Source organism: Stenotrophomonas africana (assembly GCF_013004645.1).
GTDB classification, from domain to species: domain Bacteria; phylum Pseudomonadota; class Gammaproteobacteria; order Xanthomonadales; family Xanthomonadaceae; genus Stenotrophomonas; species Stenotrophomonas africana.
Genome location: NZ_JABEME010000004.1, coordinates 267109 through 288521 on the forward strand (window position 1 = coordinate 267109; position 21413 = coordinate 288521).

The window sequence follows — 21413 nt, forward strand, 5'->3', positions numbered from 1 at the left end:
CCTCAGCCTGGCATCATTCCAGCGCGTAGCGCAGGGTGAACAGCACCGCCACCAGCCACACCGCCGGATGCACTTCGCGCCAACGCCCAGTACCGGCCTTCAGCGCGGCATAGGCAATGAAGCCGAACGCCAGGCCGTTGGCAATCGAGTAGGTGAACGGCATCGCCAGCGCACACAGCGCGGCCGGCACCGATTCGGTCAGGTCGCTCCAGTCCACTTCCACCAGCTCACGCAGCATCAGGCCGGCCACGAACAGCAGCGCGGGTGCGGTGGCATAGCTGGGCACCATCGCCGCCAGCGGCGAGAACAGCAGCGCGGCCAGGAACAGTGCCGACACCACCAGTGCGGTCAGGCCGGTGCGGCCGCCCACCTGCACGCCCGAGGCGCTTTCAGCGAAGGCGGTGGTGCTGCTGGTGCCGAGCATCGAGCCGGCCACAATGGCGGTACTGTCGGCCAGCAGCGCGCGGCCGAAACGCTTCTGCGCACCTGGCAGCTTCAGCAGGCCGGCACGACCGACCACGCCGTACAGCGTGCCGGTGGCATCGAACACTTCCACCAGCACGAACACCAGCACCACCTGCAGCAGTACTGCGATGGGTGCGCCGCCGTCATGGTGCAGCAGGCCCGGCAGGTCCAACTGCAGGAAGGTGGGTGCCAGGCTCGGCGGCAGCGATACCAGGCCCTGGTACTGCACATCGCCCAATGCCCAGCCAGCGCCGGTCACCGCCAGGATGCCGATCAGGATCGCACCGCGGATGCGGCGCGCTTCCAGCACCGCGATCAGCAGGAAGCCAGCCAGCGCCAGCAGCGGCGGCGCCGTGTTCAACGGGCCCAGTGCCACCAGCGTGTCTTCATTGCCGACGATCACGCCGGACTTCTGCAGCGCGATGATCGCCAGGAACAGGCCGATGCCAGCCACGATGGCCGAGCGTAGCGACGACGGAATGCCCGACACCAGCCACGCGCGTACACCGGTCAGCGAAAGCACCAGGAACACCAGGCCGGAGATGAACACCGCGCCCAGTGCCTGCTGCCACGGCAGTCCGGCGGCACCGACCACGGTGAAGGCGAAGAATGCGTTCAGGCCCATGCCCGGTGCCATGCCGACCGGGAAGTTGGCGGCCAGTGCCATCACCGCCGAACCCAGCGCTGCGGCCAGACAGGTGGCCACGAACACTGCACCCGCATCCATGCCGGTGGTGCCGAGGATCTCGGGGTTCACGAAGACGATGTAGGACATCGTCAGGAAAGTGGTGACACCGGCCAGCAGCTCGGTGCGCACGGTGGTGCCGTGCTGCTGCAGCTGGAACAGGCGCTCGAACAGGGACATGAGGCTTCTCGCGACAATAAGGTGTCACGACCAACGGTCGTGACCTACCCGAATGCAGAACGTGGGTATCGACCGTTGGTCGGTACACTTCAAAGCGTCACCACCAACGGTGGTGACCTACCAAAATGAGAAAGGCCGCGCGAGCGCGGCCTTTCCGGTTTGCTTACTTCAGCGCCTTGAAGCGCAGGCGCTTCGGCGCCGCGTCGTCGCCCATGCGGCGGCGCTTGTCTTCTTCGTACTCGCGGTAGTTGCCCTGGAAGAACTCCACGTGCGAGTCGCCTTCGAACGCCAGGATGTGCGTGGCGATGCGGTCCAGGAACCAGCGGTCATGCGAAATGACGAAGGTGTTGCCCGGGAACTCCAGCAGCGCATCTTCCAGCGCACGCAGGGTTTCGATGTCCAGGTCGTTGGACGGTTCGTCGAGCAGCAGCACGTTGCCACCCTGCAGCAGGGTCTTGGCCATGTGCAGGCGGCCACGCTCACCACCGGACAGCGAACCGACCATCTTCTGCTGGTCCTGGCCCTTGAAGTTGAAGCGGCCGATGTAGGCGCGCGACTGGATCTCGATGCCGTTGATGTTGAGGATGTCCAGGCCGCCAGCGATTTCCTGGAAGACGTTGTGGTTGCCTTCCAGCGCGTCGCGGCTCTGGTCCACGTAGGACAGCTTCACGGTCGGGCCGACCACGATCTCGCCGGTATCCGGCTTTTCCTGGCCGGTGATCATCTTGAACAGGGTCGACTTACCGGCACCGTTCGGGCCGATGATGCCGACGATGGCACCGGCCGGCACCAGGAAGCTCAGGTTGTCGAACAGCAGGCGGTCGCCGAACTTCTTCGAGACGTTCTTGAACTCCATCACCGCATTGCCCAGGCGCTCGCCCGGCGGGATGAAGATTTCGTTGGTCTCGTTGCGCTTCTGGTAATCGACCGACTGCAGTTCTTCCAGGCGGGCCAGACGGGCCTTGCCCTTGGTGCGGCCGCCCTTGGCGTTCTGGCGCGACCACTCCAGTTCCTTCTGGATCGCCTTCTGGCGGGCCTTTTCCTGGTTGTCTTCCTGCTTCAGGCGCTCATCCTTCTGGGTCAGCCAGTCGGTGTAGTTGCCCTTCCACGGAATGCCGCGGCCGCGGTCCAGTTCCAGGATCCACTCGGCGGCGTTGTCCAGGAAGTAGCGATCGTGGGTGACGGCCACCACGGTGCCGGTGTAGCGCGCCAGGAACTGTTCCAGCCATTCCACCGACTCGGCGTCGAGGTGGTTGGTCGGTTCGTCGAGCAGCAGCATGTCCGGCTTCTGCAGCAGCAGGCGGCACAGGGCCACGCGGCGCTTTTCACCACCTGACAGCTTGCCGACGATGGCATCCCACGGCGGCAGGCGCAGCGCGTCGGCGGCCACGTCCAGCTGGTTTTCCAGCGTGTGTGCGTCGCCAGCGGCCAGGATCGCCTCCAGGCGCTCCTGTTCCTTGGCCAGTGCGTCGAAGTCGGCGCCTTCCTCGGCGTAGGCGGCGTACACCGCTTCCAGCGCGGCCTGGGCCTGCAGCACTTCGCCCACGCCTTCCTCGACCGCTTCACGCACGGTCTTGGTCGGGTCCAGTTCCGGTTCCTGCGCCAGGTAACCGACCTTGATGCCCGGCTGCGGGCGGGCTTCGCCCTCGAAATCGGTGTCCACGCCGGCCATGATCTTCAGCACGGTGGACTTGCCGGCGCCGTTGAGGCCCAGCAGGCCGATCTTCGCGCCCGGGAAGAAGGACAGCGAGATGTCCTTGATGATCTGCCGCTTGGGCGGAACCACCTTGGACACGCGGTTCATGGTGTAGATGTATTGCGAGGACATGCGGTCTCCGTAGGCGCGGCCCTGCGCCCGGTCCGTCACGGGAAGATCCCGTTGCGGCAGCGGGCACAGACTGAAATGGAATACCGCCAATTATAGCCGGAACCGGTTCCGGGCCGCGCCCGGGAAGCGCCGCCGGGCTGGCCGTGGCCTGAATACTGGGTCACAGTCCTGCAACGGGAAGCGTTTCCAGCCGGAAACGGTTCAGATCGGTTGCGCAATATGGGCTCACCACCCACCCGAGCAGAGGTCTGACATGCGCATCAATCGAGTAATGGCCGGCGCCGTGGCCTCTGTGCTGGCGCTGGGCGCCGTGGCCCCGGCCTTCGCCGACAACGACCATCGCCGCGACCACGACCGCCGTGAGTGGCGGGAGGATCGCCGTGAGTGGCGCCAGGACCGCCGCGACTGGGAGCGCGACCGCCGCGAGGCCCGTCGCGACTGGGAACGCGACCGCCGCGACTGGCACCGCGACCATGACCGCTACTACCGCCCGGCACCGCCGCGCGTGGTCTATCGACCGGCCTACGGCCCGGGCTATGGCTGGAAGGTCGGCCACCGCTACCGCGACTACTACCGCGGCCCGATCTACGTGGTGAACGACTACCCGCGCTACAACCTGCGCCGCCCGCCCTACGGGCACCAGTGGATCCGCGATGACCGCGGCAACATGCTGCTGGTCGCCATCGCCACCGGCGTGATCGCCCAGTACGTGCTCAACAACCGCTGAGGCGCCAGCCACATCCACGCATGGCGAGGCACCACCGGTACGCCGGGGCGGCGCAGTCGAAACCATACGGGGCCGGATTCCTTCGGGGATGCCGGCCCCGTCTGTTTCGGCCCCAGCGGGCCGGTGCGGGGCTACAATCGGGGGCTGAGCCGTACCCCCTTTTCCCTGCCTGCTGGAGTACCCGATGTTCCCGCGTGACGTCCGCATCGAATCCTACGATCCCGAACTGGCCAAGGCCATCGCCGCTGAAACCCAGCGCCAGGAAGACCACGTCGAGCTGATCGCCAGCGAGAACTACACCAGCCCGGCGGTGATGGAGGCCCAGGGCAGCCAGCTGACCAACAAGTACGCCGAAGGCTACCCGGGCAAGCGTTACTACGGTGGCTGCGAATACGTGGACATCGCCGAGCAGCTTGCGATCGACCGCCTGAAGCAGCTGTTCGGCGCCGACTACGCCAACGTGCAGCCGCACAGCGGCTCGCAGGCCAACCAGGCCGTGTACTTCGCCCTGCTGCAGCCGGGTGACACCATCCTCGGCATGAGCCTGGCCCACGGCGGCCACCTCACCCACGGTGCCAAGGTCAACGCCTCGGGCAAGCTGTTCAACGCCGTGCAGTACGGCGTGAACGACCAGGGCCTGATCGATTACGACGAAGTCGAGCGCCTGGCCCTGGAACACAAGCCGAAGATGGTCGTGGCCGGCTTCTCGGCCTACTCGCAGGTGATCGACTGGGCGCGCTTCCGCGCCATCGCCGACAAGGTCGGTGCCTACCTGTTCGTGGACATGGCGCACGTTGCCGGTCTGGTGGCTGCGGGCGTCTACCCGAGCCCGCTGGAACACGCCCACGTGGTCACCTCCACCACCCACAAGACCCTGCGCGGTCCGCGTGGCGGCATCATCGTCGCCAAGGGCGCCGACGAAGACCTGGTCAAGAAGCTGCAGTCGATCGTGTTCCCGGGCATCCAGGGCGGCCCGCTGATGCACGTCATCGCCGGCAAGGCCGTGGCCTTCAAGGAAGCGCTGGAACCGGGCTTCAAGGCCTACCAGCAGCAGGTGGTGAAGAATGCCCAGGCGATGGCCAACACGCTGATCGCGCGCGGTTACAAGATCGTTTCCGGCGGCACCCAGAACCACCTCATGCTGGTCGACATGATCGGCAAGGACGTATCCGGCAAGGATGCGGAAGCCGCGCTCGGCAAGGCCCACATCACCGTCAACAAGAACTCGGTGCCGAACGACCCGCGTTCGCCGTTCGTCACCTCGGGCCTGCGCCTGGGCACCCCGGCGGTGACCACCCGTGGTTACGTCGAACAGGACTGCGTGGACCTGGCCAACTGGATCGCCGACGTGCTCGACGCGCCGAACGACGACGCTGTCATCGCCCGCGTGCGCGACGCCGTCAGCGCGCAGTGCCGCAAGTACCCGGTCTACGGCTGATCAGGGAGGGGGGGGCGGGTCCCTTCCCGCAGGGAAGGGCTCTGACCCCGCCATCAGAAATGCCGCGCATGGATGAGCGCCACCTCAAGTATCTGTACACCGCGCTGGCGGTGCTGTTTGGCCTGCCCAGCCTGGTGATGGGCGGCGCGGCGGCGACGATGCTGCTGCTGATGGGGCTGGGCCAGTTCGGTCACGGCACGCTGGCCTCGGTAACCGTGATGCCGCTGTGGGGCCTGGCCGGCATTGCCGGCTGCCTGGCCTGGTTGTGGCTCAGCGCGGGTTTTCTGCTGCAGGGGCGTGCCGGGCTGCACGTGCACCGCCTCTGGTGGTGGATGCTGCTGGCGGGCGGTGTCGCCGCCTTGCCCCCGCTGGGGCTGGCGCTGTGGTGGGGCATCGCCGTGCACGGCGAAGGCATCGGCGTGTTGCTGTTGGGCCCGTCGATGCTGGTGCCGGCTGCGATGCTCGTGTTGATCAAACGCCGCGCATGACGTGGCCCATGGAAGGACATCGAACGCATGGATGAGCGTCTGCACAAACGCTGGATGGCGATCGCCGGCCTGCTGGTGGGCCTGCCCACCGTGGCGGCGGGCGGCACGGGTGCAGTGCTGGGGCTGATGGTCGTATGGGACGGCAAGTACCTGACGGGCGACGAGCACAGGCTGTTGCTGCTGTGGTCGTCGGCCGGAATCCTGGGCGCGTTGTCCTGGTTGTGGCTGAGCGGCATGTTCCTGTGGCGCGGTGTCACCGGCCTGCGCCACTCCCCGGTTGTTGCCTGGGTAGGGCTGGGGGTGGGGGCGCTGGCCGCGTTGGGCGTCGTTGCCGCCACGCTGTACTTCACCTTCAAGCACGGGGAAATCTCTACATTGGCCTTCCTCGGCTTTGGCCCGCCGCTGCTGGTGATGGCCGCGCACCTGGTGTGGCTGCGCTGGGCACGCGCGGCCACGGCGGCGCCGGCACCTGGTTGAGCGCGCAGCGCTGACCGCGCTGGAGGCTCTGTTCGGCCGAAATGCAGGCACTTCCGCGCAGACAGCATTTGCTGCGGGGCCCTTTCTCAGGTACCTTTGCGACGCTGCCATGACCGTGGCAATAGGTACTTCCCTGAGCCAGGCGTTCCATGCATTGCCCCTTCTGCCAACATGCCGATACCCGGGTCATCGACTCGCGCGTCTCCGAAGACGGCGCGACGATCCGTCGTCGGCGTGAATGCGAAGCCTGCGGCGAGCGCTTCAGCACCATGGAAACGGTCGAGCTGAAGCTGCCGGCCATCGTCAAGAGCGATGGCACCCGTGAGGCGTTCGACCAGCGGAAGGTGCGAGCTGGCTTTGACCGCGCGCTGCAGAAGCGTGCGGTGGCCGAAGACAAGATCGAAGCGGCGGTACGCGCCGTGGTCCACCAGCTGCGCATCAGCGGCGAGCGCGAAGTGCCCTCGATCAAGGTCGGCGAGTTCGTCATGAACGAACTGCGCAAGCTCGACCATGTCGGCTACGTGCGCTTCGCTTCGGTCTACCGCAGCTTCGAGGACGTGGCCGATTTCCGCGAGGAGATCGAGAAGCTTGAGCGCGACCTGCCGTCCAGTACCGAACAGCTGCAACTGCTGGGCGATGTGATTGCCCTGACCAAGAAGAAGAAGGGCTGACCGCCTCTGCCTTGGTGGGTGCCAACCTTGGTTGGCACCGATGGCCGCATTCACTGGTGGGTGCCAACCGTTGGTTGGCACTGACGGCATGGATCAACACCGCAGCGTTACCATGGCCGCATGACCACTTCGTTCTCCGTCCTCGACCACCTGCACATGGCCAACGCGCTGCGCCTGGCCGAGCGTGCCGCCTACACCACCCGTCCCAACCCGATGGTCGGCTGCGTGATCGCCCATGGCGAACGCGTGGTCGGGCAGGGCTGGCACCAGCGCGCCGGCGGTCCGCACGCCGAAGTGTTCGCGCTGCGCCAGGCCGGCAGCGAGGCCCGCGGTGCCACTGCTTACGTCACCCTGGAGCCCTGCGCCCACTACGGGCGCACGCCGCCGTGTGCGCTGGCGCTGATCGAAGCAGGCGTGTCGCGCGTGGTCGCGGCGATGCGCGATCCGTTCCCGAAGGTTGATGGCGGTGGCTTTGATCTGCTGCGCAATGCCGGCATCGAGGTCGCCGAAGGACTGATGGCGGCGCAGGCGCGTGAGATCAACAAGGGTTTCCTGTCGCGCGTGGAGCGCAATCGACCGTGGCTGCGGGTGAAGCTGGCGGCGAGCCTCGATGGCCGCACCGCGATGGCCGATGGCAGCTCCAAGTGGATCACCGGCGCGGCCGCGCGCGAGGACGTGCAGCACTGGCGCGCGCGTGCCGGTGCGATCCTGACCGGTGCCGACACCGTACTCGCCGACGACCCGATGCTGACGGTGCGCCTGGCCGGCACCGAGGTGATGCCGCCACTGCGCGTGGTGCTCGACTCGCGCCTGCGTTCGCTCGAATGCAGTCGCGTGCGCGAGGGCGGGGCACCGACGCTGTACCTGCACGATGCGGCGGTGAGTGCGCCGGATGCTGCGGACGCAGAATTTGCCAGCGTGCCCAGCGCAGAGGGACGGTTGGATCTGGGCGCGGTGCTGGCGCTGCTGGCCGAGCGCGGCATCAACGAAGTGCATACCGAAGCCGGCGCGACACTTGCCGGTGCGCTGCTGCGCGGTGGCTGGGTGGACGAACTGCTGCTGTACCAGGCCCCCACGTTGCTGGGCGACAACGGCCGCCCGCTGCTGGCCGGTCTCGGCATCGATGCCATGGACCAGCAGCGTCGCCTGCGTGTGGTTGACCAGCGCCAGGTGGGAGACGACCTGCGGTTACTGCTGCGGGCGTAGTGTTCGGGTAGGTGCCGACCTTGGTCGGCACTTGGGACTTTATTCCGCATCCAGCTCCATATCTGCAAAGGGATCCACCCGTTCCGCCGGTAGTGCCGAGTACAGCACTGATGTCAGGGATCTCAGGTTGTAGGAGTCGGGGAAGTAACCAGTATCAGGATCTCCAGTCAGCACCGTCTCACCAGTCATCGTGCGCTTCTCGCCGCTTTTGAGCATTGCCGCCCATGTGCGGAAGGCATACTTCGTGCTTTTGCGCATCTTTCTCAGAATGGCCGCATCCGTCACCTCACCGCTCTCAGTATTGAAAGCCGGCACCTTGCAGCTGAACTGCACGATGATTTCCGTGACTCTCTCCTTTTCCTTCACATACTGCGAAGCCGCTCGTGTCCCCGTTGCTTTGCATTGGGCGCCTGCATAAGCGTCGGTCATCAACGTGCCGTACTCATGAGCGGACTTGGCAGAAAAGAGTTTGTACTGAACCAGTCCGTCTACCATTTCCTCGACAAGCGCCGGAGCCAACTGATGAAGATGCGCTACCGATTCTGCCTCGTGGTGATTGATGTCCACCATTGAGCGATGCAGCTTTGCACTCGCATCGGCGTCACTCTCCAGCACCGCCTTGGCGAAAAGATCGAATGCTTGCTCGGGGCTCATCTCCGGATTGGCCGATGCATTTCCGGAAAGCGCGAAGTAAAGAACGAGGGTAAGGCTTAGTGTTCGCATGATCATCCTGACAGTAGGAAAAGAAACGCAAGTGGTTGTCGCGCTGATAAGATTCATTGGCCCATAGCTGCGAGCCGGACGCTTCTCATGGCTGGAGTTGCGGCCTGTCGTGGCCGGCCAGCATCACCATTGGCATCGTGGACTGGATCAGTGGACCAAGCAGGGCTTGGACGTCGACGAAAAAGTAGTTGCCGTTTGCATCGGCGGTGAGAGCGACGGTATCGGTAATCGTGCGTCGGGGCAGGCCAGGTACCGTAGTCGTGATCAATCGATAGGCGAACGATGGATCCGCCATCATTCTGCTGATGACTTCGCCGGTCAGTGCAGGCGTTGCCGCACTCCAATCCGGAACCTGGCAGCTGAAGGACAGCTGCACCTCCTGGAAGGCCTGATTGCTGTGGCCCATTGGAACTGATGAGATCGCGCGGCAGCGGCTGCGAAGATAGGTCGATCTGAGCACCTCGCCAAGCTGTTCAGCGAACTCGGCCGGCACATCGTCTTCGATCTCGCCCTTCGCAAGCGCGTCGACCATTTCCGGCACGAGGCGCGCGGCCTTGATCGCAATGGGGGCGTCGCTATGTTTGGCGGCGCGCATGGCGCGAGAGAGCGTTTCACCTGCTTGGGCATCACTTTCCAGCAATGCCTGGGCGAACAGGTCAAATGCTTGCTCTGGCGTGAGTTTCCCGGACGACGATGCATGCGTGGCGATGGGAAAGCAGAACAGGAAAAGCAGGCAGACTCGTCGCATTGGCGCGTTCCATTGGAAGAATCGTCAGCCTCGCGTCAAACTCTCTCAGACTCCATGCAACTATTCTGAAAAGATTCGCCCGCTGCTGGCCGGTCTCGGCATCGATGCATGGACCAGCAGCGTCACCTGCGCGTGATTGACCAGCGCCAGGTCGGCGAGGACATCAGGCTGCTGCTGCGCCCATGAAGGACTAACGCAGAGTAGGGGCTACGCCCTTGGCGTCAGGCCTCTTCGTCGTCTTCTTCGCCGACGGGGCACTGGCCCTTCCACTGCTGCTTCCACAGCACATGCAGGTTGCGGCAGTACGCGCCCAGCGCCTCGCCCGGCAGTTGCCTAGCCTTCAACCGCAGCTGGTGCCGCGTGAAACCGTCGTCGTACTCATGGGGCAGTACCAGCACGGCACACTGGTCGTGATACATCAGGAACGCGTGGCAGTCGTCGTCTTCGCTCATCCACGCATCCAGGTGCCTGTCGCTCAGCTGGGTCGACTCGAAGGCGACCGAGGGTTGGACGACGAAAATCCTGGTGGCTTTGAACCTGGACGCTTCGGCCTGCCAGCACACCATCAGCGCCAGCACCATGATCGCGATCGATGTCATGCGGTGTTTCATGCGGTTGCCCCGGTGGAAGAGGGCAACAGCATTGACCACGCAGGCGACACAGGGCCATGCAACGGTTCTGAAAATGCAGTTGCCCTTGCCGTCGGCAACGCTGAGCCGAGCGTAGGCTCGGCGTTACATCGCGCATACGCGCACGCGTCGGTCCACATCATCTATGTCATGACCCGCGGAACCGGACCGATTTGGCCATGGTCTCAACCGCGTCTTCCACTTCTTTGGAACTGTCTGCCGGCAGAATGGCAACCAAACGAACGAAACGCTCACCTGGCCATAGGGCGAGATAGTGGCGGTAGTGGCGTCCGTCAGGCGTTACACCGTCAACCCGGTGCCCGGTGATACCGCCGAACGGCAGGTTCTCTCTTGAGACAATCGTTCCGCGCTGAATCCTGACGGTCTCCGCAATCAACTGATCGGACACCTTCTCTGGATCGTCAGAGGCAAAGGGGAGAGAAAGCTGCGACGCGACGATTACCAGGGGCTGCAGACCATCTGGATCAGTGTCCAGTTCACCGGCCGTAAGTGCCACGGCTGACCCGGACAGGGTGTTTAGGAGGCGGAAAGGGGACGCCGGCTCAACGCTGAAAGGCATCGCGGCGATCTTCTGCTCAAGCGTGGCCTGCGGACGCAGTGTTACGGTCGCCAAGGCCTGCATCGCCTGCCTGTGCGTCAGTGCGTGGTCACGCGGGGCTTGAACCGTGATCATGACGGTGGGGGAGCCGCTGAAAAGCGCCATCCATTTTTCGAAGGTGTAACCGTGCGCGACCTGGCTGCCGATGACCACCGGGATCGTCCGCCCCTCGACGCTGAGCGATTCCAGGCGATCGACCTGCACGCCTTGGCTGGCGAAGCGGCGACGCGCGGCGGGCTCATCCACGAATAGTCCGCCGACTGTGCTGCCGGCCTCGGCGGGCAGCTCGGCGACCAGGATGCTGGCACGGCCGTCATCACTGACAAACCCGGAGAAGTTGGGGGCGGGGGCGAACCCGGGAGGCGGCGACAGGCTGACGACGGAGCCGGGCACGGCCATTGACGGCTGCGACGCCTGTGAGCAACCTGCGAGCAGCAAGGCCTGCAGGAGAAGCAGAGCCGCGCGTACGAGAATGCGAAAGTGGGTGAGCATCTGGAAAGCCTCTTATTCTGTCCGGACTCGATGAGAGTCTTCCTGGCTGATCGGGCCTTCCCACACGGCACGGTTCCGATCGTGGGTGCCCCTGCAATACGCTTCGGCCAGGCTGGGTCCAAGTGATCGTACTTTCTCGGCCACGATGTCCTGCAAGGTCGTGCCCTGCTGCAGCGGGCTATCGGGGTCATAGCGCTCGGCGAAGCTCAGCTGTGCGTCCAACACCAGGTCACAGGCGGGGATGCCGGAATAGGCAATGACCGGCTCTGCCTGGATACGCTCTTCCCATTGCGGCATGGGCATCAACTGGTCAGCAAGGTCCTTTGCGTTGATCATCATGTCCGTGCTGATCCAAGGACCATTCTCGTCGGCACGATAAAACTCCGCTTTCATGGAGTGGCTGATGCTTGGCGCGCTGTGCAGAGCCGCTGCGTACTTTTCCAAGAACATCTTCCATTCCCGCTTGGCCGCATCCAGGTCTACCGAGCGAGCTTGGCTCTCGCGATAGGCCACAAAGGCATCCGAGAGATCGGGTAGTGAACACTCATACTCGACGATGCCTCGCCCGGAGGAGGCATTTTCCTCGACGTTTGTGGCGTGGCATGCCAACTTCTTGAGTCGTGCGGTTATGGCGCTGGCCACTGGCTCTTCAGACGCCATGGCTACGTATCTGATCACAGCAAGGTTGTCGAAACCTTCTCGGATGGCGGGGCGGTCGCCGGGGGGCGCATTGAGAAAGCTGGCAAGCAGATGGGCCTTCGCCTCCTCGTCACCTTGGGTTGTGACACGCAAATACGTTTCGAAAGTATCTTTCAGTGACAGGGGGCAGGCTTCGGCAACAGTGGCCGTAAGGGAGAGGCTCATCAGCACAACCAGGGTCGGCTTCACCATGGAGAGGTACGCTCTGGCAAGGAATCTGGATAGCCTCGCAGGTATGGGATGTATGCGGCCATGCAACTTGTCTGAAAGTCACGTATTGCTCTCGTGGCAAAAACGTCGGGGGAATTTGAAACTTTCCTCATAGCCGCCTTCGTGACGCGAATGCACAGTACTGGGTTCCCCAGAGCGGTGATCATCGTGGCGCAATCTTTCCGGAACCGTATGCTTCCAGCGCTCCTCGCGCTTGGGATGGTTGTATCGCCTGCCGCCTTCGCAGATGGCGATGATCCCGCTGCCGTGCGTGCCATCACAAGCGTGCAGGCCCTGCATGATCTGGCCGCCGTCATCGAGTGTCGGGCTCCCACCTCGGTGCGCGAGCCGCTGTCGCGAAATGTGTGGGATGTCGTGCTGGGTGATGGCAAGCGTGCCAAGCCGCCATTCGATGCGTGGACCGTTGTCAAACAGCCCAATTCCTATCTGCATGAGGTCGAGCTGCCTAATCCGATCACTGTATTCGGCACCGGACCCAACGCATTGCAGTGCTTTCGGAAGGGACGATGGCCATCCTGGATGATGTCTCCTTTGAGACGATATCCAAGCAGCTGGATATGAGGCCGCTGCATGCAACGGCCGTGCCTCACATCCATGTGCGGAACCTGTCCTTGCGCAATGTCAGCGAAATCGGCTTTTCGGTTCGTTCACTTACGGCGTCGCGCGTCTCCACCCACCCCGACTCTGTACTGGTGGGGTGCGAGGAGCGCTACGACACGCGGATGGAGCAGCTGCGCAGGCGCGGAAAGGAGCCGGATACCTATCTGGCGCCAAGCGTCGATGTCGTCAAGGAGCTGGATGAGGTGCTGACCTGCAACGCCGACGCATTGCGTAATTACACGGCCGATTGGGCGGTGACCATGTCGGCACACACCACTGATGCGCGTTTCAAAGGCTGGAAGGATGGAGAAGATGAAGAGGGCAATCGCTGGTGGGTGCCGCCGGCACCGATCATGATCGCCGGCAGGCCCGCTTCACGCTTGGTCAAGGTGGGTCAGACCTTGTACGCAGAGCTGGACGGGGATATCGCCGAAACGCTGGCCGAAGAATGGCTTCTGCCACCCTACGATGGCTGGAGCGACGCTGCTTTCGTAGGCTTCTACGATACCGACACGGCGGCCGATGGCTGGCTGGAAGATCGCGCGCGCATCGTACGTGCGTGGTCGCCCGGCAAGACCCTGCACGGCTGCGAGTACCAGCAGAATCGTCCGGAGTTTGGTGAACATCCGGACGACGATGACGATGAATGACGGCAGCGTGGTGTCGCCGGGCATGGCCCGGCGCTACCGACTACCCGCTTACGCGCACTCGTCGGTCCACATCATCTCGGCGATCGGGCGCAGTGCCTTGCACTCCTGCGTCATCTCATCGGTCGACTTCACCTGTGCTTTGGCCTTCAGTTCCTCGGCCATTGCGCCCACGCCGCTGATCTGGTCGGGTGCGATCTTCGCCACGCAGGCGCGGTGCTGCTGCAGCAGCAGGTCGCAGCCGGGTACGCCGGTCACTTTCGGCGCGTTGGCTGCCTGCGCGTCCTGCATCCAGTCCTCGAACGGTGCCAGCGCACCAGCCACGGTGCCCACCAGGTCATCGAAGTTGCCGCTGTACCAGTAACCGTTGTCCTTGGCCGGGTACAGGGTGAAGGTGCCGCTGACCGGCACGCGCGCGCCACTCTGCAGTGCCTGGGCATAGGCATCGGTGAACTGCTTGCGCGAGGCCGGGCTGGCATCGTCGGCCAGGCTGGCGGCGAACAGCGGGCGGACCTTGCCCAGGTCCGGCAGCTGGCAGCTGTAGGTGATGCGCGCCAGCTTCTGGTCTTCAACGTATTCGTTGTCTTCGATCACGCCTTTGGTCGCGCGGCACTTCGAATCACGCAGCGCCTTGGCATACAGCGCTTCGGTGGCCGCAGCGTCGACCTTGGCGCCGGTGCTGGCCAGTACGGTCTGCCAGGGTTCGGCCAATGCCTTGGCCAGCGCACCCGGGTTGGGGGTCACGGCATCCTGGCCCTCGAACGCCGGCTTCAGTGCGTCGTTGAGCGTGCGCGTGGCGGCTGCGTCGTCTTCCAGCAGCACGCGTGCATACAGGTCGAAGGCCTGCTCGGGCGTCAGTTGGGCCGGTGCAGCGCTGGCAATCAGCGGGGCGCACAGCAGCACGCTGGCCAGAAGGGTACGGGCGGGAGTCTTCATGACGGTGTTTTCCTGTTCCAGAGGCGCGCAAGCCTAGCGCATCTGCCCACACTTTCGATGGCACGGTGCAGCCAGGTGACGGTGTGCAGTGGACAAAAAACGGGCCCCTTGCGGGGCCCGTTCGATCGCACGACGAGGAGCGATCGTTGGATCAGAAGCTGGCGCGGACGCCGGCCGAGTACTGGGTGACATCGCGGTAGCCGGAGATCTCGCCCACCAGACCCCAGGTCTTGGTGAAGTTGATCTGGCCACCCAGGGTGCCGACCCAGGTGCCCTTGAAGTTGTTGCCGCCGTCCATGTAGCCGGTCTTGACCCAGGCTTCGGTCATGCGCGACGGCTTGCCACGCAGGCCCACGGTGACGCGGCCCAGGTTGGTGTGGTCCTTGTTGCGCAGGCGGCCGTAGAAATCGGAGTTGACGGTGATTTCGGCCTGCTGGCGGACCCAGGCGGCGTCAGCGGTGAAGTCGACGCGGTCGGTCCACGGCATGTGGTAGCCGATGCCCAGCTCCGGCTGGTTCAGCTTCAGCTTGTAGGAGCCGTAGTCGTAGTTGTACGACTTGCTGGCGTAGGTCCAGCCACCGAACACATGGACCTGTTCGGACAGGGCGACCGAGCCACGCAGATAGCCGCCGTCGACCTTCGGGTCATCCAGCAGGTCGTCGTTGGTCTTGACCTGCGTCCAGCCGCCTTCGACGTAGGTGTAGCTCAGGGCGTCGGCCGAAGCCGAGAACGGGGCGGCGGCCAGCAGGGCGGCCACGATCAGGATCTTGCGCATGGGAATTCCTGTGAATTTCAGTCCATTGGCGGGCCGACCCTCCGGGCAGCCCGTGGCGACCTCATGTCGTCCGGTGAGCGATTTTAATGAAAGTTTTACAAAATGCGAGCGACGGCCGTCACAGGCTGCGAGGGGGTGCCGGCCCCGTTCAGCCCAGGCTGGTACACTACGCGGGCCGGTTCGCCGGTATACAAACGTCTTCAGGGCGGGGTGCAATTCCCCACCGGCGGTAGGTGCGCAAGCACAAGCCCGCGAGCGCCCCGGCCCACGGCCGGGGGTCAGCAGATCCGGTCCAATGCCGGAGCCGACGGTCATAGTCCGGATGAAAGAAGACGGTGCCACAGGGCTTATGCCCTGCGTGCGCCTGTTTGCCTTGCGGCGTTTTTCGCTCACTTTTCGCGGAGAACGTTACGTGTTCACTGGAATCATCGAAGGCGTCGGCCGTCTGGCCGCACGCGAATCCATCGGCGGCGATGTCCGCTTCACCTTCAATGTCGGGAATCTGCCGTTCGACAGCGTGCAGATGGGCGAGAGCATTGCCATCAACGGCGTCTGCCTCACCGTCATCGCATTCGACGCCAGCAGCTTCCAGGCCGATGCCTCCACCGAGACCCTGGGCCTGACCACGCTGGGTCAGCTGGGCGAAGGGGCGGTCATCAACCTGGAGCGCGCCATGCGCCCGACCGACCGCCTGGGCGGCCATCTGGTCAGCGGCCACGTCGACGGCCTTGGCCTGGTGGTGTCCATCCACGAAGACGCGCGTGCCCAGCGTTGGCGTTTCGCCGCGCCGGCCTCGCTGCGCCGCTACATCGCCAAGAAGGGCTCGATCTGCGTGGACGGCGTCAGCCTCACCGTCAACGAAGTGGACGATGAAGGTTTTGAAGTCGCCCTGATCCCGCACACGGTCGCCAACACCGCCTTCTCCGCCGCAGGCGTGGGCAGCGCGGTCAATCTTGAAATCGATCTGGTCGCCCGTTACGTGGAGCGGCTGATCAGTGTGCCGGCCAACGGTCAGTACCCACAGGGAGATGTCGCATGAATTTCGCCCCGATTCCGGACATCCTGGAAGACATCCGCCTGGGCCGTATGGTCGTCATCGTCGATGACGAAGACCGCGAGAACGAAGGCGACCTGATCATGGCCGCCGAGCTGGTCAAACCGTCGGACATCAACTTCATGGTCACCCACGGCCGTGGCCTGGTGTGCCTGCCGCTGACCCGCACCCGTGCCGCCGACCTCGGCCTAGCGCCGATGGTGCAGGCCAATACCGCGCAGTTCCAGACCAACTTCACGGTCAGCATCGAGGCCGCCGAGGGCGTCACCACTGGCATTTCGGCGCATGACCGCGCCCACACCATCCGCACCGCGGTGAAGCCCAACGCCAAGCCGTCGGACCTGCACCAGCCAGGCCACATCTTCCCGCTGATCGCCCAGCCGGGCGGCGTGCTGACCCGTGCCGGCCACACCGAAGCCGGCGTGGACCTGGCCATGCTGGCCGGGCTGGAACCGGCCGGCGTGCTGGTGGAGATCCTGAACCCGGATGGCAGCATGGCGCGCCGCCCGGAACTGGAAGTGTTCGCCCGCGAGCACGGCCTGAAGATGGGCTCCATCGCCGATCTGATCGCCTACCGCCTGGCCACCGAAAAGACCGTGGAACGTGTGGATGAGCGCGAGATCGAGACCGAGTTCGGCCCGTTCAAGCTGGTGACCTACCGTGACCGCATCGCCCACGACCTGCATTTCGCCCTGGTCCGCGGCACCCCGGATGCGGACACCCCGACCCTGGTGCGCGTGCAGGTGGAAAACCCACTGGCCGACCTGCTGCACTGGCGCCGCGATGACTTCGGCGTGGCCGCCACCGATGCCCTGCGCGCGATCAATGCCGAAGGCGCCGGCGTGATGGTGGTGCTGTCGGCCCCGCGCGATGGCGAAGCCCTGCTGGCCCGCCTGCGCCAGCAGCCGGCACCGGTGGTGCCGGGCAAGGACAAGGACGTGGGCCAGTGGCGTCGCAATGGTGCCGGTGCGCAGATCCTGTCCGACCTGGGCCTGGGCAAGCTGCGCGTGCTGGGCACCCCGCGCCGCCAGGTCGGCCTGGCCGGTTACGGCCTGGAAGTGGTGGAGACGGTGGGCTGCTGAGGCCCGCGCCCCGGCCATGACACCCTTGTAGAGCCGAGCCATGCTCGGCTTACGCGCGCAGCGCGGGGGTGTCCAGTCCGGCGGCAGAGAGCAGCCGAGCATGGCTCGGCTCTACAGAAGGCCCCTTGGAGGCCCCCGCCAACCACGGCCGGGGCCCATCCACGCTAGAATTACCCCCTTATCGAGTCCCCCAAGCCGCATATGAGCCACTTCGAAGGCGATCTTCGCACTCCCGAATCGGCGCGCTTCGCCATCCTGGCCAGCCGCTGGAATGCCCGCATCACCGACACGCTGGTCGCTGGCGCCCGCCAGAGCCTGGCCGGCAACGGCATCACCGAAGCCAACATCGACGTGATCCGCGTGCCGGGTGCCTGGGAACTGCCGCTGGTGGCCGCGCGCCTGGCCGCCGCCCATGAACACGCCGCCATCCTCACCCTGGGCTGCGTGATCCGTGGCGATACCCGTCACTACGAACACGTGGCCGACCGCTGCGCTGAAGGCCTGATGCGCGTGCAGCTGGACTTCGGCGTGCCGGTGCTGAACGGCGTGCTGGCGGTGGAACGCGTTGAAGACGCCGAGGCCCGCGCAGGCGGCAGCCACGGCAACAAGGGCGAGGAAGTCGCACTCGCCGCATTGGAAATGGTCAATCTTCTGGAGCAGCTGCCATGAACAAGAACACCCAGGGCAAGCCCTCCGGTAAACCCGTCCGCCGCGATGGCGTCGATCCGGTGCTGCGCTCGCGCGCCCGCCGTCGTGCCGTGCAGGCCATCTATGCCTGGCAGATCTCCGGCGGCAACGCCCAGTCGCTGATCGCCCAGTTCGCCCACGAGCAGGCCCGCGAAATCGCCGACCTGGCGTACTTCGAGGCGCTGCTGCACGGCGTGCTCGACAACCGCCGCGACATCGACGAAGCGCTCGGCCCGTACCTGGACCGTGGCATCGAAGAAGTGGACGCGATCGAACGCGCGGTGCTGCGCCTGGCCGCCTACGAGCTGCGCTACCGCCTGGACGTGCCGTACCGCGTGGTGATCAACGAAGCCATCGAATCGGCCAAGCGCTTCGGTTCCGAGCACGGCCACACCTACGTCAACGGCGTGCTGGATCGTGCCGCCGTGGAATGGCGCAAGGTCGAATCGGGTCACTGACCCCCTGCGTCCCGCATCGTTCATTGAACGGCGCGGGAATCTGCTTCGGTAGAGTCGACTGTCAGTCGACTGCCTTTCGATCAGCAGTCGTAGTGTCGGACGGGAGAGCAGTCGACTGACAGTCGACTCTACCCCCCCAGCCGGTTCACCTGGTCGGCATCCGCGCCCGCCGCCCATCCATGCAACCCGCCGGAACGCCCCATGTCCCTGGCCGAATTCGCCCTCATCGACCGCATCCGCGCCCGTACCCTCGAGCGCGACGACATCCTGCTCGGCATCGGCGATGACGCCGCGCTGCTGCAGCCGCGTGCCAATGAACAACTGGTGGTTACCGCCGACACGCTCAACAGCGGCGTGCACTTCCCGGTGGAAACCCCGGCCTTCGACATCGGCTGGAAGACCCTGGCGGTCAACCTGTCGGACCTGGCCGCGATGGGCGCGCGCCCGGCGTGGTGCACGTTGGCGTTGTCGCTGCCGGAAGCCACCGAAGACTGGATCGAGGCTTTCGCCGATGGCTTCTTCGCCCTGGCCGACCAGCACGACATCGCGCTGATCGGTGGCGACACCACGCGTGGCCCGCTGTCGCTGTCGGTGACCGCAATGGGCCAGGTCGGGCGTGGCCAGGCACTGCGCCGCGACCGCGCACAGGTGGGCGACGACCTCTGGGTGAGTGGCACGCTGGGCGATGCCGCCGGTGCGCTGCGCCTGTGGCAGCAGGGGGCGCTGAGCGTAACCACTGCCACCCTACTGGCCGACTACGAGAGCCTGCGCCTGCGCCTGCTGCGACCGACGCCACGCGTGACCCTCGGCCTGCGCCTGCGTGCCTTCGCGCACGCGGCCGTGGATGTCTCCGACGGCCTGCTGGCCGATCTGGGCCATATCGCCACGCGCAGCAACGTGGCCGCGCATGTGGATGCCGATTCGCTGCCGATCTCGCACGCGCTGCGTGAGCTGCTCGGCCGCGACGGTGCACGCGACTGCGCACTGCGCGGTGGCGACGACTACGAACTGTGCTTCACCGCCGCCGCCGACCAGCGCGACGCGCTGCACTACCTGGCCGAATCGCTGGACGTACCGCTTACCCGCATCGGTCGTATTGCCGAAGGGCAGGGCGTACACGTGGATGGCGAAGCCGCCGACGGCGGATACCAGCACTTCGCGTAGCCGCAGCGTTACTGCTCTGGTGGGTGCCAACCTTGGTTGGCACGAAACCGTGTCGACCAAGGTCGACACCTACCGAGACGGAGGCACATCGGCATTGCTGTGGTGGGTGCCAACCTTGGTTGGCACGCATGTGTCAGCCGCCCGTGCCCACACAGTGGCGGAGGCACATCGGCATTGCTGTGGTAGGTGCCAACCTTGGTTGGCACGAATGTGTCAGCCGCCCGCGCCCACACAGTGGCGGAGGCACCTCGGCATTGCTCTGGTAGGTGCCAACCTTGGTTGGCACGAACGTATCAGCCGCCCGTGGCAACACCGTGTCGACCAAGGTCGACACCTACCCAAGCGGGGAGGTTACACGTGCGGAACCGGCGCGCCGAAGCGGTTGTCGCCCGGCGTGCTGGGCAGCAGCATGAACACCAGCACGGCCAGGCCGGCAATCGGCACGAGCCCCAGCAACAACCACCAGCCCGAACGATCGGTATCGTGCAGCCGGCGCATGGTCACCGCGATCAGTGGCAGCGCCAGTGCCAGCCATACCACCAGCATCAGCCCGGACGAAACCAGCGCCAGCGATGTGGAGTTGATGTACCCGGCGATGAAGCCCAGCACGTTCAACGGAATGGTGAATATCAACATGAACAACTGGAACCACCAGTACTCACTGCGGCTGGCGCGCCCACTGAACTGCGTATAGCGCTTCAGCGGAACCATCATCTTGTGCATCGGTACACTCCCTGAAAAGAAGTGCGAACTATCCGTGCCAGCGTGACGGTGGGCCATCAGATTTGTTGTAATCGCGAGCCGCGCAGTTTGGAACTGAGCGCTCTTCCGCAGTTCAGAACGCGAGCTGCTCAAGTCGCGTGCAACTGCACATCCACATACTCTGCCAGCCCACGGCAGGCCAGCAGCAGCCCTTCGCGCACGTCGTCGCCTACCTGCTGATCATCATCGCCGTCCACGCGCACGCGTTCGGTGGCATGCAGCAGTTCCAGCAGCAACGTCAGGCCGGCATTGGCCCGGTCCGCACGTGCCATCGCCATGCATTGTCCTGATGTACGGCCCTTGTCTGGCCAGGGCTGGCCGTCGGCGGCCTCCACGTGGCGGATGCGCTGCAGGCACGCCAGCAGGGTGTTGCTGGTGGGGACAGTGCTGCCGCGCGTGGCACTGAGCGTGGTTTCCAGTGCGCGGGCGATGGTCTCGGGCAGCTGGTTGGCAGCTTCACCGAGGGTGGCGAACAGGGAGGGGTAGTGCGCAGCAGTCATGGCGGCATCCTTGTGCAGGAAACAAGGGGCCACCCCGCTTAACAGCGAGGGTGGCGGACGGTGCGTGGTTGCAATACCGGTGACCGATGTAGAAACGCCGGCGGGCACGAGGCCCCCGCGCACCGTCCGCCATGTAGGCAGAGACGGAATGCCTGCCGACGCCGCCCGGGCACAGGGGAAGGAGGCGACGCCGGCAGGCAAGCGTAAACAACATCGATCAAACGGGATTGCAAGCCCGTGCCACCCGTTGTCGGTGGCGCCACATGATTTGCATGAAGCGCCCATGCTGCCAATGAGAATTGTTGGAAATGTCGAAAGCGTTGCAATCTCGTAGTTGGCAGGCAGCAGAGGGCGCTGCCTGCCGAATGCGACATCCTTTGTAGAGTCGAGTCATGCTCGACTTGTTATCGGCGACATCCGAGAAAAGCCAGTCGAGCATGGC

General features: G+C 64.9%; 24 protein-coding genes and 1 riboswitch. Of the genes, 12 read left to right on the forward strand and 12 right to left on the reverse strand.

Going from position 1 to position 21413, the window contains the following annotated elements; translation table 11 throughout:
* Positions 1 to 13 precede the first annotated feature (13 nt).
* Together HLA98_RS09790 and ettA are read right to left on the reverse strand one after the other, a co-directional pair.
* Positions 14 to 1330, reverse strand: a complete 1317-nt coding sequence (locus HLA98_RS09790) for an NCS2 family permease (RefSeq protein WP_005408048.1) — start codon at positions 1328 to 1330, stop codon at positions 14 to 16.
* A 163-nt stretch (positions 1331 to 1493) separates the two neighbouring features.
* Entirely contained in the window at positions 1494 to 3158 is a 1665-nt protein-coding gene (gene ettA / locus HLA98_RS09795; RefSeq protein ID WP_005408049.1) for an energy-dependent translational throttle protein EttA, read from the reverse strand.
* 253 nt (positions 3159 to 3411) lie between these two features.
* On the opposite strand from ettA, the gene HLA98_RS09800 reads away from it, so the two are divergent.
* From HLA98_RS09800 to ribD, 6 genes are all read left to right on the forward strand, one after another.
* Complete coding sequence (locus HLA98_RS09800; RefSeq protein WP_088480877.1) at positions 3412 to 3885, forward strand: RcnB family protein; 474 nt, start codon at positions 3412 to 3414, stop codon at positions 3883 to 3885.
* A 184-nt stretch (positions 3886 to 4069) separates the two neighbouring features.
* Complete coding sequence (gene glyA, locus HLA98_RS09805) at positions 4070 to 5323, forward strand: serine hydroxymethyltransferase (protein WP_010481990.1); 1254 nt, start codon at positions 4070 to 4072, stop codon at positions 5321 to 5323.
* 68 nt (positions 5324 to 5391) lie between these two features.
* A complete protein-coding gene (locus HLA98_RS09810; protein ID WP_129550581.1) occupies positions 5392 to 5811 on the forward strand; it encodes a hypothetical protein in 420 nt (139 codons plus the stop codon).
* A gap of 27 nt (positions 5812 to 5838) precedes the next feature.
* The gene (locus HLA98_RS09815) at positions 5839 to 6288 is read left to right on the forward strand and encodes a hypothetical protein (protein ID WP_057500321.1); all 450 of its coding nucleotides are present in this window, start codon (positions 5839 to 5841) and stop codon (positions 6286 to 6288) included.
* A gap of 149 nt (positions 6289 to 6437) precedes the next feature.
* Positions 6438 to 6959, forward strand: a complete 522-nt coding sequence (gene nrdR / locus HLA98_RS09820) for a transcriptional regulator NrdR (protein ID WP_004143350.1) — start codon at positions 6438 to 6440, stop codon at positions 6957 to 6959.
* Between the two features lie 120 nt (positions 6960 to 7079).
* On the forward strand, positions 7080 to 8165 hold the full coding sequence (ribD, locus tag HLA98_RS09825; RefSeq protein WP_057500322.1) for a bifunctional diaminohydroxyphosphoribosylaminopyrimidine deaminase/5-amino-6-(5-phosphoribosylamino)uracil reductase RibD: 1086 nt from the start codon (positions 7080 to 7082) through the stop codon (positions 8163 to 8165).
* A 39-nt stretch (positions 8166 to 8204) separates the two neighbouring features.
* On the opposite strand, the gene HLA98_RS09830 is transcribed toward ribD, so the two are convergent.
* From HLA98_RS09830 to HLA98_RS21240, 6 genes are all read right to left on the reverse strand, one after another.
* A complete protein-coding gene (locus HLA98_RS09830) occupies positions 8205 to 8888 on the reverse strand; it encodes a hypothetical protein (RefSeq protein ID WP_057500323.1) in 684 nt (227 codons plus the stop codon).
* A gap of 85 nt (positions 8889 to 8973) precedes the next feature.
* A complete protein-coding gene (locus tag HLA98_RS09835) occupies positions 8974 to 9636 on the reverse strand; it encodes a hypothetical protein (protein WP_049451388.1) in 663 nt (220 codons plus the stop codon).
* A gap of 221 nt (positions 9637 to 9857) precedes the next feature.
* Positions 9858 to 10235, reverse strand: a complete 378-nt coding sequence (locus HLA98_RS09840; protein WP_080392872.1) for a hypothetical protein — start codon at positions 10233 to 10235, stop codon at positions 9858 to 9860.
* A gap of 178 nt (positions 10236 to 10413) precedes the next feature.
* A complete protein-coding gene (locus tag HLA98_RS09845) occupies positions 10414 to 11376 on the reverse strand; it encodes a hypothetical protein (protein ID WP_057500325.1) in 963 nt (320 codons plus the stop codon).
* A gap of 12 nt (positions 11377 to 11388) precedes the next feature.
* Positions 11389 to 12240 (reverse strand): hypothetical protein, encoded by an 852-nt coding sequence (locus HLA98_RS09850; RefSeq protein ID WP_129550580.1) that lies wholly within the window; start codon positions 12238 to 12240, stop codon positions 11389 to 11391.
* 105 nt (positions 12241 to 12345) lie between these two features.
* Positions 12346 to 12738, reverse strand: coding sequence for a hypothetical protein (locus tag HLA98_RS21240; RefSeq protein ID WP_232015480.1), 393 nt, complete (start codon positions 12736 to 12738; stop codon positions 12346 to 12348).
* A 74-nt stretch (positions 12739 to 12812) separates the two neighbouring features.
* Between HLA98_RS21240 and HLA98_RS09855 the strand changes: the two genes are divergently transcribed.
* Complete coding sequence (locus HLA98_RS09855; RefSeq protein ID WP_232015479.1) at positions 12813 to 13556, forward strand: hypothetical protein; 744 nt, start codon at positions 12813 to 12815, stop codon at positions 13554 to 13556.
* A 48-nt stretch (positions 13557 to 13604) separates the two neighbouring features.
* Here HLA98_RS09855 and HLA98_RS09860 read toward each other — a convergent pair whose 3' ends face one another.
* The gene (locus tag HLA98_RS09860) at positions 13605 to 14489 is read right to left on the reverse strand and encodes a hypothetical protein (RefSeq protein WP_057500327.1); all 885 of its coding nucleotides are present in this window, start codon (positions 14487 to 14489) and stop codon (positions 13605 to 13607) included.
* A gap of 151 nt (positions 14490 to 14640) precedes the next feature.
* Complete coding sequence (locus tag HLA98_RS09865; protein WP_049445008.1) at positions 14641 to 15264, reverse strand: hypothetical protein; 624 nt, start codon at positions 15262 to 15264, stop codon at positions 14641 to 14643.
* Between the two features lie 192 nt (positions 15265 to 15456).
* Positions 15457 to 15602: riboswitch (FMN riboswitch) on the forward strand.
* A 74-nt stretch (positions 15603 to 15676) separates the two neighbouring features.
* Between HLA98_RS09865 and HLA98_RS09870 the strand changes: the two genes are divergently transcribed.
* The 5 genes from HLA98_RS09870 (at position 15677) to thiL (ending at position 19709) form a co-directional block, all read left to right on the forward strand.
* Positions 15677 to 16303 carry a riboflavin synthase gene (locus HLA98_RS09870; protein WP_057500334.1) on the forward strand — a complete coding sequence of 209 codons (627 nt, stop codon included), beginning with the start codon at positions 15677 to 15679 and terminating at the stop codon, positions 16301 to 16303.
* Positions 16300 to 17400, forward strand: coding sequence for a 3,4-dihydroxy-2-butanone-4-phosphate synthase (ribB, locus tag HLA98_RS09875; protein ID WP_057500328.1), 1101 nt, complete (start codon positions 16300 to 16302; stop codon positions 17398 to 17400). Before HLA98_RS09870 ends, ribB begins: the two co-directional genes overlap by 4 nt.
* A gap of 201 nt (positions 17401 to 17601) precedes the next feature.
* A complete protein-coding gene (gene ribH / locus HLA98_RS09880; protein WP_005408061.1) occupies positions 17602 to 18069 on the forward strand; it encodes a 6,7-dimethyl-8-ribityllumazine synthase in 468 nt (155 codons plus the stop codon).
* Entirely contained in the window at positions 18066 to 18545 is a 480-nt protein-coding gene (nusB, locus tag HLA98_RS09885) for a transcription antitermination factor NusB (protein ID WP_005408062.1), read from the forward strand. The genes ribH and nusB overlap by 4 nt, the downstream gene beginning before the upstream one ends.
* A 201-nt stretch (positions 18546 to 18746) precedes the next feature.
* The gene (thiL, locus tag HLA98_RS09890) at positions 18747 to 19709 is read left to right on the forward strand and encodes a thiamine-phosphate kinase (protein WP_057500329.1); all 963 of its coding nucleotides are present in this window, start codon (positions 18747 to 18749) and stop codon (positions 19707 to 19709) included.
* Between the two features lie 351 nt (positions 19710 to 20060).
* Here the strand turns inward: thiL and HLA98_RS09895 are convergent, their stop codons facing one another.
* Together HLA98_RS09895 and HLA98_RS09900 are read right to left on the reverse strand one after the other, a co-directional pair.
* Complete coding sequence (locus HLA98_RS09895; RefSeq protein ID WP_057500330.1) at positions 20061 to 20432, reverse strand: DUF805 domain-containing protein; 372 nt, start codon at positions 20430 to 20432, stop codon at positions 20061 to 20063.
* Positions 20433 to 20560: 128 nt separating this feature from the next.
* On the reverse strand, positions 20561 to 20971 hold the full coding sequence (locus HLA98_RS09900; protein WP_057500331.1) for a hypothetical protein: 411 nt from the start codon (positions 20969 to 20971) through the stop codon (positions 20561 to 20563).
* Between the last annotated feature and the right edge of the window lie 442 nt (positions 20972 to 21413).

Excerpts from the sequence above, each read along its gene's own strand:
- HLA98_RS09790 (WP_005408048.1), bottom strand. The coding sequence starts at position 1,330 with ATGTCCCTGTTCGAGCGCCTGTTCCAGCTGCAGCAGCACGGCACCACC.
- ettA (WP_005408049.1), bottom strand. The coding sequence starts at position 3,158 with ATGTCCTCGCAATACATCTACACCATGAACCGCGTGTCCAAGGTGGTT.
- HLA98_RS09800 (WP_088480877.1), top strand. The coding sequence starts at position 3,412 with ATGCGCATCAATCGAGTAATGGCCGGCGCCGTGGCCTCTGTGCTGGCG.
- glyA (WP_010481990.1), top strand. The coding sequence starts at position 4,070 with ATGTTCCCGCGTGACGTCCGCATCGAATCCTACGATCCCGAACTGGCC.
- HLA98_RS09810 (WP_129550581.1), top strand. The coding sequence starts at position 5,392 with ATGGATGAGCGCCACCTCAAGTATCTGTACACCGCGCTGGCGGTGCTG.
- HLA98_RS09815 (WP_057500321.1), top strand. The coding sequence starts at position 5,839 with ATGGATGAGCGTCTGCACAAACGCTGGATGGCGATCGCCGGCCTGCTG.
- nrdR (WP_004143350.1), top strand. The coding sequence starts at position 6,438 with ATGCATTGCCCCTTCTGCCAACATGCCGATACCCGGGTCATCGACTCG.
- ribD (WP_057500322.1), top strand. The coding sequence starts at position 7,080 with ATGACCACTTCGTTCTCCGTCCTCGACCACCTGCACATGGCCAACGCG.
- HLA98_RS09830 (WP_057500323.1), bottom strand. The coding sequence starts at position 8,888 with ATGCGAACACTAAGCCTTACCCTCGTTCTTTACTTCGCGCTTTCCGGA.
- HLA98_RS09835 (WP_049451388.1), bottom strand. The coding sequence starts at position 9,636 with ATGCGACGAGTCTGCCTGCTTTTCCTGTTCTGCTTTCCCATCGCCACG.
- HLA98_RS09840 (WP_080392872.1), bottom strand. The coding sequence starts at position 10,235 with ATGACATCGATCGCGATCATGGTGCTGGCGCTGATGGTGTGCTGGCAG.
- HLA98_RS09845 (WP_057500325.1), bottom strand. The coding sequence starts at position 11,376 with ATGCTCACCCACTTTCGCATTCTCGTACGCGCGGCTCTGCTTCTCCTG.
- HLA98_RS09850 (WP_129550580.1), bottom strand. The coding sequence starts at position 12,240 with ATGAGCCTCTCCCTTACGGCCACTGTTGCCGAAGCCTGCCCCCTGTCA.
- HLA98_RS21240 (WP_232015480.1), bottom strand. The coding sequence starts at position 12,738 with ATGCAGATAGGAATTGGGCTGTTTGACAACGGTCCACGCATCGAATGG.
- HLA98_RS09855 (WP_232015479.1), top strand. The coding sequence starts at position 12,813 with ATGGCCATCCTGGATGATGTCTCCTTTGAGACGATATCCAAGCAGCTG.
- HLA98_RS09860 (WP_057500327.1), bottom strand. The coding sequence starts at position 14,489 with ATGAAGACTCCCGCCCGTACCCTTCTGGCCAGCGTGCTGCTGTGCGCC.
- HLA98_RS09865 (WP_049445008.1), bottom strand. The coding sequence starts at position 15,264 with ATGCGCAAGATCCTGATCGTGGCCGCCCTGCTGGCCGCCGCCCCGTTC.
- ribB (WP_057500328.1), top strand. The coding sequence starts at position 16,300 with ATGAATTTCGCCCCGATTCCGGACATCCTGGAAGACATCCGCCTGGGC.
- ribH (WP_005408061.1), top strand. The coding sequence starts at position 17,602 with ATGAGCCACTTCGAAGGCGATCTTCGCACTCCCGAATCGGCGCGCTTC.
- nusB (WP_005408062.1), top strand. The coding sequence starts at position 18,066 with ATGAACAAGAACACCCAGGGCAAGCCCTCCGGTAAACCCGTCCGCCGC.
- thiL (WP_057500329.1), top strand. The coding sequence starts at position 18,747 with ATGTCCCTGGCCGAATTCGCCCTCATCGACCGCATCCGCGCCCGTACC.
- HLA98_RS09895 (WP_057500330.1), bottom strand. The coding sequence starts at position 20,432 with ATGCACAAGATGATGGTTCCGCTGAAGCGCTATACGCAGTTCAGTGGG.
- HLA98_RS09900 (WP_057500331.1), bottom strand. The coding sequence starts at position 20,971 with ATGACTGCTGCGCACTACCCCTCCCTGTTCGCCACCCTCGGTGAAGCT.